The organism is Leisingera sp. JC1 (assembly GCF_001679925.1).
Lineage (GTDB): Bacteria > Pseudomonadota > Alphaproteobacteria > Rhodobacterales > Rhodobacteraceae > Leisingera.
Genome location: NZ_LYUZ01000125.1, coordinates 140,114 through 153,565, shown reverse-complemented (window position 1 = coordinate 153,565; position 13,452 = coordinate 140,114). Strand labels below are relative to the sequence as shown.

The 13,452-nt window shown below is 64.2% G+C and carries 11 protein-coding genes; 4 read left to right on the top strand and 7 right to left on the bottom strand.

Annotated elements, in window-relative coordinates; genetic code table 11:
* Positions 1-55: 55 nt before the first annotated feature.
* From A9D60_RS20980 to A9D60_RS20950, 7 genes are all read right to left on the bottom strand, one after another.
* Entirely contained in the window at positions 56-1,048 is a 993-nt protein-coding gene (locus A9D60_RS20980; protein WP_254656756.1) for an agmatine deiminase family protein, read from the bottom strand.
* A gap of 76 nt (positions 1,049-1,124) precedes the next feature.
* Positions 1,125-2,663, bottom strand: a complete 1,539-nt coding sequence (locus tag A9D60_RS20975; RefSeq protein ID WP_065269387.1) for a replicative DNA helicase — start codon at positions 2,661-2,663, stop codon at positions 1,125-1,127.
* A gap of 334 nt (positions 2,664-2,997) precedes the next feature.
* Entirely contained in the window at positions 2,998-3,675 is a 678-nt protein-coding gene (locus A9D60_RS20970; RefSeq protein WP_065269386.1) for an orotate phosphoribosyltransferase, read from the bottom strand.
* Positions 3,676-3,784: 109 nt separating this feature from the next.
* Entirely contained in the window at positions 3,785-5,410 is a 1,626-nt protein-coding gene (locus A9D60_RS20965; RefSeq protein ID WP_065269385.1) for a calcium-binding protein, read from the bottom strand.
* A gap of 132 nt (positions 5,411-5,542) precedes the next feature.
* Complete coding sequence (gene pyrC / locus A9D60_RS20960; protein WP_065269384.1) at positions 5,543-6,583, bottom strand: dihydroorotase; 1,041 nt, start codon at positions 6,581-6,583, stop codon at positions 5,543-5,545.
* A 64-nt stretch (positions 6,584-6,647) separates the two neighbouring features.
* Positions 6,648-7,604 carry a phosphoadenosine phosphosulfate reductase gene (locus tag A9D60_RS20955; protein WP_065269440.1) on the bottom strand — a complete coding sequence of 319 codons (957 nt, stop codon included), beginning with the start codon at positions 7,602-7,604 and terminating at the stop codon, positions 6,648-6,650.
* A 156-nt stretch (positions 7,605-7,760) separates the two neighbouring features.
* Positions 7,761-8,822 (bottom strand): glycosyltransferase family 2 protein, encoded by a 1,062-nt coding sequence (locus A9D60_RS20950; RefSeq protein ID WP_065269383.1) that lies wholly within the window; start codon positions 8,820-8,822, stop codon positions 7,761-7,763.
* 210 nt (positions 8,823-9,032) lie between these two features.
* On the opposite strand from A9D60_RS20950, the gene A9D60_RS20945 reads away from it, so the two are divergent.
* The 4 genes from A9D60_RS20945 to A9D60_RS20930 all read left to right on the top strand — a co-directional run bounded on the left by A9D60_RS20945 (position 9,033) and on the right by A9D60_RS20930 (position 13,313).
* Positions 9,033-9,950 (top strand): AAA family ATPase, encoded by a 918-nt coding sequence (locus A9D60_RS20945; protein WP_065269382.1) that lies wholly within the window; start codon positions 9,033-9,035, stop codon positions 9,948-9,950.
* A gap of 58 nt (positions 9,951-10,008) precedes the next feature.
* Complete coding sequence (locus A9D60_RS20940) at positions 10,009-11,259, top strand: vWA domain-containing protein (RefSeq protein WP_065269381.1); 1,251 nt, start codon at positions 10,009-10,011, stop codon at positions 11,257-11,259.
* Positions 11,260-11,334: 75 nt separating this feature from the next.
* Positions 11,335-12,315 carry an XdhC family protein gene (locus tag A9D60_RS20935; RefSeq protein WP_441295067.1) on the top strand — a complete coding sequence of 327 codons (981 nt, stop codon included), beginning with the start codon at positions 11,335-11,337 and terminating at the stop codon, positions 12,313-12,315.
* Positions 12,312-13,313: a molybdopterin-binding protein gene (locus A9D60_RS20930; RefSeq protein ID WP_065269380.1), complete on the top strand. Its 1,002-nt coding sequence runs from the start codon at positions 12,312-12,314 to the stop codon at positions 13,311-13,313. Before A9D60_RS20935 ends, A9D60_RS20930 begins: the two co-directional genes overlap by 4 nt.
* Positions 13,314-13,452: the final 139 nt, after the last annotated feature.

Here is a 13,452-nt window from a genome sequence, read left to right as displayed (position 1 = left end):
AAACAGGCCAATAATTGCCTGCTTTCAGGGCGCTGACCAGCCTGCGGCAGCCCGCTTAGGCCGGCATCTGCTGAGTGGCGCAATGGATGCCGCCGCCCAGCTCTGCCAGCAGATCGGTGTCCAGCATCACCAGCTCACGCCCGGGGTAGTGGCGGCGCAGCGCCTCCGCGGCCAGCGCATCGGTGCGTTTGTCGCCGCTTTGCGGCGCGATCACCCCGCCGTTGCAGACGTAATAGTTCACGTAACTGCACTGGCTGTTCACGTCCCTGATCCGCCCGGCCTCGGGCCAGGGCAGGGTGTCGACCTGAAGGCCCTCTGCCTGCAGGCGCTGATGCAACTGCCGGGCCGAAGCATCAAAGGGATCACCCGGAACAGGCGCCTCCGCCAGCATCATCAGCACACGGCCCCCGCCGGAAAAGCGGGCCAGCCCGTCGATGTGGTCGTCGGTCACGTCCTGGCCCTTGACGCCCTCGCCCCAGATCATCCGGTCCGCGCCATAGGCGGCCAGCAGCGCCCGTCCGATCTGATCGCGGTTCAGGCCTGGATTGCGGTTCTGGTTTACCCAGCTGCTTTCGTTCGCCATCAACAGGCCATGGCCGTCCGCCTCCGCCCCGCCGGCCTCGCCCCTGATGCCGCTGTCAAACAGCGGCAGCCCCAGCCGCTCCGCCACCCGTGCAGCGATGCGTTCGTCATTGGGCAGATGGTAGCGGCCCCAGCCGTTGAAATTCAGCTGCCGCACCGACAATTGTCCGCGCACGTTGCGCCCGAACAGGGGGCCGGAGTCGCGGCACCACAGATCATCGGCCGGAATGTCCCACAGCTCCACCTTGCCGGACAGCTTGCGCCGGGCGCGGGCGTGCTCTTCTGTTGCTGCCAGCATCACCACCGGCTCGAACGCGGCCACCGTATTGGCAATCTGCGCGATCTGGTTCTGCACCTGCTTGCGGTAGCGCCCGGTGCCATAGACCTCAGGCGTCACCGGCCATTGCATGAATGTCAGCTGATGCGGCGTCTCCTCGGGCGGCACCCGGAACCCGTCCTGTGCCATACCCGGACCTCCCGCAATGGACAGTGCGCCGGCGCCCGCGGCACCGGCCATTGAACCGGCCAGAAACCGGCGGCGGTCAATAGCCGCCGTCCTCATGCCCCTGCTGCCAGGCCTTGGCGAGGTTGCCGAAGCGGGTGAACTGCGCCTCAAACGACAGCTCCACCGTGCCGATGGGACCGTGGCGCTGCTTGCCGACGATCACCTCGGCCTTGGCGTGCAGCCGTTCCATCGCTTGCTTCCACTCTTCCATCTTTTCCAGCTCGTGGTCGCCGGGCTTTTCCCGTTCCTTGTAGTATTCCTCGCGGAACACGAACATCACCACGTCGGCGTCCTGTTCGATCGAGCCGGATTCCCGCAGGTCCGACAGCTGCGGGCGCTTATCTTCGCGGTTTTCCACCTGACGCGACAGCTGCGACAGCGCGATCACCGGAATGTTCAATTCCTTGGCAATCGCCTTCATCCCCATCGAGATTTCGGCGATTTCGTTGACCCGGTTGTCCGACATGCCGCGGCAGAGCTGCAGGTAGTCGATCACCAGAAGATCCAGCCCGTGGGTCCGCTTCAGGCGGCGGGCGCGCGCGGCCAGCTGCGAAATCGGAATCGCCGGGGTGTCGTCAATGAACAGCGGGCAGCTTTCCAGATCCTTCGCCGCCTGCACGAAGCGGCGGAATTCGCTTTCGGTCATGTCGCCCTGGCGGATCTTGTGCGAGGAAATCTCAGACGCTTCCGCCAGAATACGCCCGGCCAGCTGCTCGGCGCTCATCTCGAGGCTGAAGAACCCCACCACGCCGCCGTCCAGCGCGCCTTCCGATCCGTCGGGTTTCACCCCGCGTTTGTATGCCTTGGCAACGTTGAAGGCGATGTTGGTCGCCAGCGACGTCTTCCCCATAGAGGGGCGGCCTGCGAGGATGAGAAGGTCCGAGGGATGCAGGCCGCCGAGTTGCTTATCGAGGTCCATCAGGCCCGTCGAGATGCCGGCCATTCCGCCACCCCGCTGATACGCCTCGTTGGTCACATTGACCGCTTCTGTGACGGCCTTCAGGAATGACTTGAAACCGCTTTCCGTCTGGCCCTGCTCTGCCAGCTGGTAAAGCGACTGCTCTGCCTCAACGATCTGCTCTTTAGGTTCTGATGCCACGTCAACGCGGCGTGCCTTTTCTGCAATCGACTGACCCAGGGCAATCAGCTCGCGCCGGATTGCCAGGTCGTAAATCATCTGCGCGTAGTCCCGCACCGCAAAGGCGGAGATCGACGCGCCCGCGAGCTTGGCCAGATAGGCCGGCCCGCCCAGTTCCTTCAGCCCTTCGTGGTCCTCCAGAAACGCCTTCAGCGTCACCGGCGAGGCCAGCGCGTTCTTGGAGATCCGCGCCGCCGCCACCTCGTAGATGCGGGCGTGGACCGGGTCGTAGAAATGCGACGAGTCGATGATCAGAGCGATCTTGTCGTAGACCTCGTTGTTGGTCAGGATCGCACCCAGAAGCTGCTGCTCCGCCTCCACCGAATGCGGCAGCTCGTTGTCCGGCATGGCCTGATCCGTTTGCGCGGGGGCCGGCAGATGGTCCGGCATCGGGGCGGGGGGCGGCATATCGCCGTCGAAAGGGGTAATCTCGTTCATCACTGCTCTCGTCACTCGGCCCGCTTATACGGTGCCGCGCGGATTTCTCCTATCTGGGAATCTTTGTGGATTCCCTGTGGATAAAGCCGCAGGGTATGTGGGCCGTTTACCGCAAAAGGCCAGCAAGCCTGTCCTATTCAGGCTACATGATGCGGTGCTATCTGGGAAGGCCCCAAGATCTGCGCGTCAACCTGCACGGAAAACGATTCGGGGCGGGCTTGTCCACAGCCCGCCTTGTAACGCTTTACTTTGCGTAAGGCGAATGTCCGCCTGTCCGGCTTCCAACCCTGGGACGGCGGGCAGTCTGCCCGCCGTCCCAAGCCTTTGATCCGCCTCAGGCCTTATGTGCTTCCTGCCAGGCGCGCGGGTCCTTGAGGAACTTCTCGACCTCGGCCAGCGTCTCGTCGCTGAAGCTTTTCTGCGCCTTGGCCTCGGCCAGCACATCCCACCAGGTGCACAGGTAATGCAGCTCAACGCCGTGGTCGCCCAGGCGTTTGGTGGTTTCGGGGAAGATGTCGTAATAGAAGATCACCGCGGTGTGGCCGCAGGAGGCGCCGGTCTCGCGGATAGCATCCACAAAGGACAGTTTCGACCCGCCGTCGGTGGTCATGTCCTCCACCAGCAGCACCCGCTGATCCTCGGTCATCACCCCTTCGATTCGGGCATTGCGGCCATAGCCCTTGGGCTTCTTGCGCACATAGGTCATCGGCAGCGCCATGCGCTCGGCCACCAGCGCGCCAAAGGGGATGCCGGCGGTTTCGCCGCCCGCAATATTGTCAAACGCCTCGAAACCGGCATTGCGCATCACGGTCACGGTGAGGAAATCCATCAGAGTGGTGCGGATGCGCGGAAAGGAGATCAGCTTGCGGCAGTCGATATAGCTGGGTGAGGGCAGGCCGGAGGCCAGCGTGTAGGGCTCATCCGTGTTGAAGTTCACCGCGCCGATTTCCAGCAGCATCCGGGCCGACAGGCGGGCGATTTCTTCTTTGGACGGGTAAGAGGTGGGGATCATGCGGACATCCTTAGGCAGCGGTTATGCTGTCCATAAACCGGAATGCTGCGGGATTAAAGTCCCAGGAAATGGCTGGGGCAACGACAGCGAAGCCCCAGCCTGCCTGATCTCAGAAGATAAAGTCGCCGGCACCCAGATCGGACAGCAGAACACCCTCGAGAGTGATAGTGTTGCCATTCAGGTCATCAATGATGACGTCGTTACCTGATTGGGTTATGTGGCTGGCGATCAGATCGCTCAGGTCGGTTATGCTGCTTACAGCGCTGAGATTGATTTTCTCGTTGTTGTCCAGCGCGTTGAAGTCACTAATCGTGTCATTGCCAAACCCGTTGGAGAAGATGAACGTATCGGAGCCGTTGTTGCCAGTCAGAACGTCATTTCCCGCGCCGCCAAACAGTTTGTCAGAACCCGCCCCGCCGAGCAGGGTGTCATTCCCCCCGCCGCCGTTCAGCGTGTCATTGCCGCCGCCACCCACAAGCCTGTCTCTTCCACCTACACCAAGCAAGCGGTCTGCACCGTCACCGCCGATCAGGGTGTCGTCACCGCCGCCGGCATTCAGTGTGTCTGCACCACCGCCGCCAAGCAGCCTGTCCTTGCCGGCGCCGCTGTCCAGCAGGTCGGTGCCTGCACCGCCGTTGAGAGTATCGTGGCCGTTGCCGCCATTCAGCGTGTCATTACCGCCGTCGCCTAGCAGCAGATCGTTTCCATTCCTGCCGAACAAGCGGTCATTGCCACCGTCACCGTCCAGCCGGTTGCTGGCAGCATTCCCAAGCAGCCGGTCTCCGCTGGCGGTGCCGCGGACATCTTCAATGTTGAACACCCTGTCCCTGTCGCCAAAGCCATCGGTTGCAACCTCGTTGGCCAGATCAACATCCACTCCGTCAGTGCCGCCGTAACGCGCATCGCGGTCATACCGGATTTCGTCGCGGCCCAGGCCGCCTTTGATCGTGTCGTTGCCTTCCAGGCCGCGGAAAACGTTTCTTTGACCATTGCCCAGGAAGCTGTCGCTATGGGCTGATCCGCGAACCGCTTCGATACTATTCAGGGTGTCCGTGTTTCCCCAGCCATCGATTGCCTGCCCGGTCATCAGGTTCACGGTCACGCCAGCAGGATCATGGGTAAAGGCAACCTGGTCAAAGCTGCCGTTGCCGCCGTTGTATGTGTCGGCGCCGTCCGAACTGACGAAAAAATCGTCGCCTGCATTTCCGTTATAGGTATCGTTGCCCGGTGTGCCCCAGAACTCATCATCTTCGGTGACTTCCGCATCTGGGATGGTCGACCATGGAATGTCCACGCCTGGCGCAAAACTTCCAGTCGGATCACCGAAGTTGGTGATTGAGTCGGTAAAGCTCTGCCATTCCGCAACGCTGTTCGGCTGCGGAGGCACGGGGCCGTCGAGCACAAAGTAGAACTCAGTATCGGTATTTGCCCCGGTTTCGAGGCTGAGGATCAGAACCACGCTGGTGCCGCCCGACCAGGTTATCTGAGTAATCAGGGTCTCCTCGGAGAGGATGCTGATGCTGGGGTTGTCCAGATTGATGTCGTCAATGATCGGCTGAATGATATCGTCCGACATGTCGATAATGGCGATACCATCGCTGTCGCGGCCTGAAATCGTGTAGGAAAAGGTAGAGTTCGCGGAAGGAACCGTGATTTCAGCGTCTGCCGGCCCAACAGAATCGTCATTGCCGTTTACAAAATCAACGCGCACGCCGGTGAATGTGAAAGTTGTCATTTACTTGCCCCTAACTGATATGCCGCCAGCTGCAGCTGCTGGCGGAAAACAATGGCCCAGAGGTTGAAATAGGCCACTGATTCTCAGCAAGGGGCAGAAATGATTTTCTTAATGAATAGTTAACGTGTGTTGCTATTCGGCAGTCCAGTGCACCGGGAAGCCCGGATCAAATACCGTGACAGGCCCGTCGCCGCTCTCGATCTTCTCCGGGAAAGCCACCGGCGCATCGCCCTTGCTCAGGGTCAGCGTCTCGCTGCTCACCGGCAGGCCATAGAATGCCGGGCCGTTTTCCGAGGCAAAGCCCGCCAGCTTGTCCAGCGCGCCCTCTTCCTCGAACACATGCGCCAGCAGGGACATGGTGTTGGTGGCGGTGAAGCAGCCCGCACAGCCGCAGGCGCTTTCCTTGTTTGGGTCGGTGTGCGGGGCGGAGTCGGTGCCGAGGAAATAACAGGGCAGGCCGGAAGTGGCGGCGATACGCAGGGCTTGACGATGGTTTTCGCGCTTGGCGACCGGCAGACAATAATAGTGCGGCTTGATGCCGCCGACCAGGATGTGGTTGCGGTTGATGATCAGATGGTGCGTGGTGATCGTCGCCGCAAGGTCAGAGCCGCCAGATTGCGCGTAAACTGCACCTTGGGCTGTGGTGATATGCTCCATAACTACGCGCAGGCCGGGGGTGGCCTGACGAAGCGGGTCGAGAACGCGGTCGATAAACACTTCTTCACGGTCAAAGATGTCGATGTCGTGGTCGGTGACTTCGCCATGCACGCACAGCGGCAGGCCAATCTCGGCCATTTTCTCCAGCACCGGGCGCACCTTGTCGAAATCGCGCACACCCGAGGCTGAATTGGTTGTCGCGCCAGCCGGATACAGCTTCACCGCCTTGACCAGCCCGCTGGCGTGGGCCGCAGCCACATCCGCCGGGTCGGTGTCCTCAGTCAGGTACAGCGTCATCAGCGGCTCAAACGCCATCCCCTCCGGCAGCGCTGCCAGGATGCGGTCGCGGTAGGCCGCGGCCTGCGATCCGGTCACCACCGGCGGCACCAGATTCGGCATGATGATCGCGCGGCCGAAATGGCGGGCGGTTTCGGGCAGCACGGCCTGCAGCATGGCGCCGTCGCGCAGGTGCAGATGCCAGTCATCGGGGCGGGGAATGGTGAGCGTGTCGGTCATGCGCGTGCGTTAGCACATGGCGGCGGGGAAACAAAGCGGCAGAATGCGCGCGGGCCCGGCCGGATCAGCGCTTGCCGGGAATGGTGAATTCGCCGCTTTCCGCCCGCTTTTGCATCTCCTCCAGGCGGCGGCGGAACCGCGGCGCCCGCATCCGCTCCGTAACGTTGCGGCACAGAAGCGCAATCAGCACTCCGCGGTCCTCCCGCTCCAGCCGGCCCAAGAGGTTGCGCAGGAAGAAGGAGTTGTTGCGCCGTGCCCGGAACAGCTTGCAAAAGGCCGCCTCCGACAGCTTGCCGCTGCCTGCCAGCGACAGGATGTGATAGAGCATTTCCATCTCGATCAGCCGGGTCTGCACCGCTTCGCCCATATGGCTGGCGCGCAGCCGGGTGACATTCCTGCGGGCAAACAGCGCCGCATGCATCGCATCCAGCCGCTCCTGCGGGTCATAAATGATAAAGGCCTGCCCCGCGGCATCCAGCATGTCCGGCGCATAGCCGTAGCGGTCGGTGAACGACAGCCGCCGGTTTTCGGCAAAGCGGTCGTCCCATTCGGTCATCCGCGGGTCCAGCGTCGCCTGCGGCTGCACCGCCACAACGGTGGCACCGGGCGAGGCCACGGAGTACGCCGCCGCCGCATAGCCGCAGGGGCCTGCGCCGTAGAACAGCACATTGTCAAATTCGTCAAAGAAGCCGTCGTCGATCAGCTGATCGAAGAAGCCATAGATGCGCTCGTCGCGGAACCAGGTGTCGCCGTCGGAAACCACGCACATATGCGACCAGCCCAGGTTCTTGACCAGATCGAACCCCAGCGGCTGCGCCTGGTCCGACAGGTTGTGGATGCCCTGCATGGTTTCAAACGTCACCAGCAGGGTATTGCCCTGGTCGATGAAGGTGGTGAAATGCTTGTCGCCCAGCGGCTGGTACATGCCATGCGCTTCGGCCAGCGCCGCCAGCCGCGCCTTCCATTGCGCCGGTTTCAGCCCCGAAAGGTCTTCATCCAGATTTTCGAGTCCGTCCTGCATGACTTCCACCTTAAGTCCCCCTGCGCCGAGCGGCGGTTTTGCTGATTTACGCCTAGGTGACAAATAAGGCTAAATTTGGAAAAACTAAGGCCTCTTTACTGTCTGGTCCGGGGCGATCAGCGGGCGGTTGCCTGCCTTCCGCGCGCTGATGCCCTCTTAGCCCTGCCGCGTGCCGCCCTCTGCCGCCAGTCCCAGCATCGCAAAGCGCCGCATCTGTGCGCCTTCCTCCGCCGTCAGCACCCGCGCGGGCGGCGTCATCCTCAGCCGGGTGAACAGCGCCCGGTTCTCCTCGGCCAGCATCAGCTCCAGGAACCGTGCCTTGCGCCAGGCCACCGCCGCTGTGTGCAGCCGGGCCAGTTCCGCATCCGACATCAGCTCCGCCTGCAGCGCGGCGCGCGCGGGCGCATAGCGGGCGATTGCATGGTCTTCGCAGGCGGCATAGTTGCGCTCCACCCAGTAATCCATGCCCAGCGGCGCCTGCCGGTTGACCCGGCCCCTGGCCGCCTTCAGCACATAGCTCTCCATTGCGCCGAGGGGGTAATGGTTCAGCTGCGCCAGCCGCGTGTTGGACTGGCCGTAGTCGGAAAACAGCCGCTTGGTCTTGAAGTCCCCGCCCAGCTCGCGCCCCCCGCAGTCAAACCAGCGGTAGCGCTCCAGCCGCGCCTTGTCGCGGATGCTGCGGGGGCGGTGCACGCCGCATTTCCCATAGGTGCCGTCATTGCGGTACAGCGTCTTGAACATCACGGCCCGCCAGGGCCAGTGGATCACCTCAGGCGCGCATTTCTTGAATTGTTCCGTGACCGGGCGGTCCTCATAGGCCGCCACTCCGCCATTGCCGAACAGCCGCCACGTCAGGGGGATGGCATCCGCATCCGGCAGCGCCGCCAGCAGGTCCGCCACCGTTCCGCCGCCGGTCTTGATGCAGGGAAACTCGTCGGCATCCGCCACCAGCACCCAGTCGGCTGTTTTCATCAGCGGGTGCTTGTCCGCCATCTTCAGCGCGGTGAACTGGATGCCCTCGCCGCCATAGGGCCCTTCGTTGCGCACATGCGCCAGCTGCCCCAACTCCTGCAGCCGGTCCAGCATCAAATCGGTACCGTCCTGGCAATCGTTTGAAAACACCAGGAAATCGGTGAAGCCGGCCGCGCGGTAATGGGCCAGCCATTCCAGCAGGAACGCACCCTCGTTGCGCACGCAAAGAATCGCCAGCACCCGCATCTTCAGACGCTCCCGCAGCGCCGGTGCGCCGGTTCGTACCGCATCTGGGGTGTCTTGCTCATGCCTCGGCCTTCTTTCTTGTTGCTGCCAGTCTTACCCCAAGGCGGCGGCGATACAAACCCTCCCGCTTCGCCGCAGCGTCGCAGGCACCCGCCGCTTGACCGATGCGCCTGCCCATGGCCTGTTGGGCGGGGCAAGGGGAGGTCGGACATGCAGGCACAATCCATCGAACAGGTTCAGGACCTGCTGTCGCAGCAGGGCTATGTCTGCGGCCGGGCGCTCGCCACCGTGGTGTTTCTGTCACTGAAACTGGGCCGCCCGCTGTTTCTGGAGGGCGAGGCCGGCACCGGCAAGACCGAGATCGCCAAGGCACTGGCCGCCAGCCTCGGCCGCCGCCTGATCCGCCTGCAGTGCTACGAAGGCCTGGATGCCGCGAGTGCCGTCTACGAATGGAACTTTGCCGCCCAGATGGTCGCCATCCGCACGTCGGAAGCTGCGGGCGAGGCCGCGGGCAGCGCCGGCCGCGCGGCGCTGCAGAGTGAACTGTTTTCTGCCGATTACCTGATCGAACGCCCGCTGCTGCAAGCCATGCGCCCGGATGAGCACGGCGCCCCGGTGCTGCTGATTGACGAACTCGACCGTACTGACGAACCCTTTGAGGCCTTCCTCCTGGAGGCGCTCAGCGATTTTCAGGTCACCATCCCCGAGCTTGGCACCATCCAGGCGCCGGAGCCGCCGATTGTCATCCTCACCTCCAACCGCACGCGGGAGGTGCATGACGCCCTCAAACGCCGCTGCCTCTACCATTGGGTGGATTACCCCGATTTCCAGCGTGAACTCGACATCCTGCACGCCCGCGCTCCCCAGGCCAGTGAACAGCTCAGCCGCGAGATCGTCGCCTTCGTGCAGTCCTTGCGCACCGAGGATCTGTTCAAGAAACCGGGCGTTGCGGAAACCATCGACTGGGCCAACTGCCTCTTGGCGCTCGACGTCATCGCCCTCAGCCCCGAGGTGATTGCCGACACCTTGGGTGCCATCCTGAAATACCAGGACGACATAGCCCGCCTGCACGGTTCCGAGGCCAAGCGCATCCTTGATCAGGCCAAGGCCAGCTTGGACGCTGCCTGATGCTTCTTCCTTGCGGAAATACTCCGGGGGTATGGGGGCAGCGCCCCCATGAGCGGTAATGCCTGACTACCCGCCGCTCACCCTGCCGGACGACCCCAAGCTGCTCCGCAATATCACCCATTTCGCTCGCGCCCTGCGCAAGGCTGGGCTGCCGGCGGGGCCGGGGCGGGTGCTGGATGCAGTGCGCGCAGTGGCCGCCGCGGGCTTCACCAGCCGACAGGATTTCTATTGGGCCCTGCACGCCTGTTTCGTCACCAAGCCGGAACAGCGGGTGGTGTTTGCCCAGGTCTTCCGCCTGTTCTGGCGTGATCCGCGGTATCTGGAGCAGATGATGGCCGCGATGCTGCCCGCGATCCGCGGCGTGCAGGAGGAGCGCCCCGCTAAACCTGCCGAGAAACGCGCCGCAGAAGCATTGCTGGATGGCATGCTGGAGCAGCCGGACCTCCCGGAAGCGGAGCAGGAAGGCACCGAGATCGAGATCGACGCCTCCCGCACCATGTCGGCAGAGGAGCGCCTCAGGACGCTGGATTTCGAACAGATGAGCACGGCGGAGATCGCCGCTGCCAAGCGCATCCTGGCGCAGCTGAAACTGCCGGTGACGCCGATCCAGTCCCGCCGCCTGATGGCCGCAAAACGCGGGCACCGGGCTGACTGGCGCAAAACCTTACGCAATGCCGCGCGGCAAGGCGGTGACCTGCAGCAGATCGCTCGCGCCAAGCGCCGCATCCGCTGGCCCAATCTGGTGGTGCTCTGCGATATCTCCGGCTCGATGAGCCAGTACAGCCGCATCATCCTGCATTTCCTGCACGCCGCCGCCAACGCCAAGGGGCAGGGCTGGGCACGGGTGCATGGCTTCACCTTCGGCACCCGCCTGACCAACATCACCCGGCATCTGCAGCAGCGCGATGTGGACGCGGCCCTGGCCGCCGCAGGGGCAGAGGCGCAGGACTGGGAGGGCGGCACCCGCATCGGCGACTGCCTGCATGCCTTCAACCGCGACTGGTCGCGGCGCGTCATGGGGCAGGGCGCGGTGGTGCTGCTGATCACCGACGGGCTGGACCGCGGCGACCCCGAAGGCCTGGCGCGCGAGATGCAGCGCCTGCAGCTGTCGTCGCGCCGCCTGATCTGGCTGAACCCTTTGCTGCGCTGGGACGGTTTCGCCCCCAAGGCACAAGGCATCCGCGCCATGCTGCCCTATGCCGACAGTTTCCGCGCCGGTCACTCCATCGCTTCGCTGCAGGATCTGGCGCAGGTGATCTCCAGCCCTTCTGATGCGGGCGAAAAGGCGCGGCTGATGGCAATGCTCTAGCCGCTGCCGCTTGCAATCCGCCGCCCAAGTGCCGATTTTGACAGCAACTCCCGCCGCAACCTTTTAGGCCCGCCGATGCAGACCATGACCCCGTTTGAACACGCCCCGGAAGCCGCGCTGGACTGGCACCGTTCCGGCACCGGCGCTGCGCTGGCCACCGTGGTGCAGACCTGGGGCTCCGCCCCGCGCCGCACCGGGTCGCAGCTGGTTGTGTCCGGGGAGGGGCAGATCGAAGGTTCGGTCTCCGGCGGCTGCGTCGAGGGCGCGGTGGTGTCCGAAGCGCTGGAGGCGCTGCAGGACGGCCAGCACCGGCTCTTGGAATTCGGCGTCAGCGACGAAGACGCCTTTGCCGTCGGCCTCGCCTGCGGCGGCACCATCAAGGTGCTGGTGGAACCGGTCGGCTCCGCCCTGCCGGAGGCGCTGCTGCATGAACTGGTGGAAGCCCGAGCCGGCCGTGCCCCCGTGGCATATGAGGTAAATCTCGCCACTGGCGCCCGCCGCCTCACCCGCACAGAATATCCGGACCGGATGCGCATGGACCGCTCCGGGCTGGAGGAGGACGGCGAGACTTTTGTGGCCGTCCACAATCCGCCCCTGCGGCTGGTCTGCGTCGGTGCGGTGCATATCACTCAGGCGCTGGTGCCGATGGCGCGGATTGCGGGCTATGATCCGGTGATCATCGACCCCCGCACGGCCTTTGCCTCTCCTGAGCGTTTCCCCGATGAAACCCTGATGGACGACTGGCCGGATGAGGCGGTGGAAAAGCTGGGGCTCGACACCCGCACCGCGCTGGTGCTGCTGACCCATGACCCGAAACTGGACGACCCAGCGCTGCAGGCCGCGTTGGCGGCGGATGTGTTCTACATCGGCGCGCTGGGCAGCAAGAAGACCCACGCCGCCCGTGTTGGCAGGATGCAGCATGCAGGATTCACCGAAGACCAGATTGCCCGCATCCACGGCCCCATCGGCCTGGACATCGGCGCCGCCAGCCCGGCGGAAATCGCCGTCTCGATCCTGTCTGAGATGACCGCCGTCCTGCGCGGTAAACAGCCATGAGGTTCGGCCCGGTCCCCTTGGAAGACGCCGAGGGCGCCATCCTTGCGCATTCGCTTCAGGGCGCCAGCGGCAAGATCGCCAAGGGCACGGTGCTGAGCGGCGAAGATCTCGCAGACCTCTCAGCCGCGGGCCATGACACCCTGACCGTGGCCCGGCTCGACCCTGCTGACCTGCACGAGGATGCGGCGGCGGAGGCACTGGCAAACGCTCTGGTGCCGGACCCGTCCGCGCAAGGCATCCGAATTTCCGGCGCAGGCACCGGGCGGGTGAACCTCTATGCCACCGGCGCCGGGCTGGTGCGGCTGGACCGGGACAGGCTGGAGGCGGTGAACACGGTGGATCCGATGATCACCGTCGCCACCGTTCCGGACTATCACCGCGCCGATGCGGACGGCATGCTGGCGACCATCAAGATCATCTCTTATGGCGTGCCGGCCGATGCCATCCGCCGTGCCAGCGAGGGGGCAGGGGACGCCATCCGCGTGCTGCCGCCGGTCCTGTCCTCCGCCACGCTGATCGAAACAGCGGTTACAGAGGACACCCCTTCAGACAAGGGCCGCGCCGCGATGGCGGGCCGCCTGCACCGGATGGGCATAACCCTCACGCCCCGCGTGGTTGTTGCGCACCGCGAAGCTGAACTGGCCGAAGCCATTGCAAACGCGCCGGGGCAGCTAGTGCTGATCCTTACCGGCTCCGCCACCTCCGACCCTCATGACGTTGCGCCGCAGGGGCTGCGGCAGGCTGGCGGCACGGTGACCCGTTTCGGCATGCCTGTGGACCCCGGCAACCTGCTGTTTCTGGGCAAGCACCAGGACAGGGCGGTGATCGGCCTGCCGGGCTGCGCCCGCTCTCCGGCGCTGAATGGTGCCGATTGGGTGCTGGAGCGGGTGATCTGCGGCCTGCCTGTCAGCTCCGCCGATATCGCCGCCATGGGCGTCGGCGGGCTGCTGAAGGAAATCCCCACGCGCCCGATGCCGCGCCGCGATGCAGAAGGCTGAATGCGGCGCTGCAGCGCGGGATTTGTGACGCGAGGTCACAACCGTGGGTAAGCCCGGCTGACGCGAATTTGCGCAGTTCCCCCGCCGGAAAACACTTCGCGGATCGGGGTTGCCCGTGCTTAACTCCCCCCAGCCAGAC

Bases quoted from the DNA above. Each gene is read 5' to 3' on its own strand.
- A9D60_RS20970 (WP_065269386.1), bottom strand. From the start codon at position 3,675: ATGATCCCCACCTCTTACCCGTCCAAAGAAGAAATCGCCCGCCTGTCG.
- A9D60_RS20950 (WP_065269383.1), bottom strand. From the start codon at position 8,822: ATGCGGGTGCTGGCGATTCTTTGCGTGCGCAACGAGGGTGCGTTCCTG.
- A9D60_RS20940 (WP_065269381.1), top strand. From the start codon at position 10,009: ATGCCTGACTACCCGCCGCTCACCCTGCCGGACGACCCCAAGCTGCTC.
- A9D60_RS20935 (WP_441295067.1), top strand. From the start codon at position 11,335: ATGCAGACCATGACCCCGTTTGAACACGCCCCGGAAGCCGCGCTGGAC.
- pyrC (WP_065269384.1), bottom strand. From the start codon at position 6,583: ATGACCGACACGCTCACCATTCCCCGCCCCGATGACTGGCATCTGCAC.
- A9D60_RS20945 (WP_065269382.1), top strand. From the start codon at position 9,033: ATGCAGGCACAATCCATCGAACAGGTTCAGGACCTGCTGTCGCAGCAG.
- A9D60_RS20980 (WP_254656756.1), bottom strand. From the start codon at position 1,048: ATGGCACAGGACGGGTTCCGGGTGCCGCCCGAGGAGACGCCGCATCAG.
- A9D60_RS20965 (WP_065269385.1), bottom strand. From the start codon at position 5,410: ATGACAACTTTCACATTCACCGGCGTGCGCGTTGATTTTGTAAACGGC.
- A9D60_RS20955 (WP_065269440.1), bottom strand. From the start codon at position 7,604: ATGCAGGACGGACTCGAAAATCTGGATGAAGACCTTTCGGGGCTGAAA.
- A9D60_RS20930 (WP_065269380.1), top strand. From the start codon at position 12,312: ATGAGGTTCGGCCCGGTCCCCTTGGAAGACGCCGAGGGCGCCATCCTT.
- A9D60_RS20975 (WP_065269387.1), bottom strand. From the start codon at position 2,663: ATGAACGAGATTACCCCTTTCGACGGCGATATGCCGCCCCCCGCCCCG.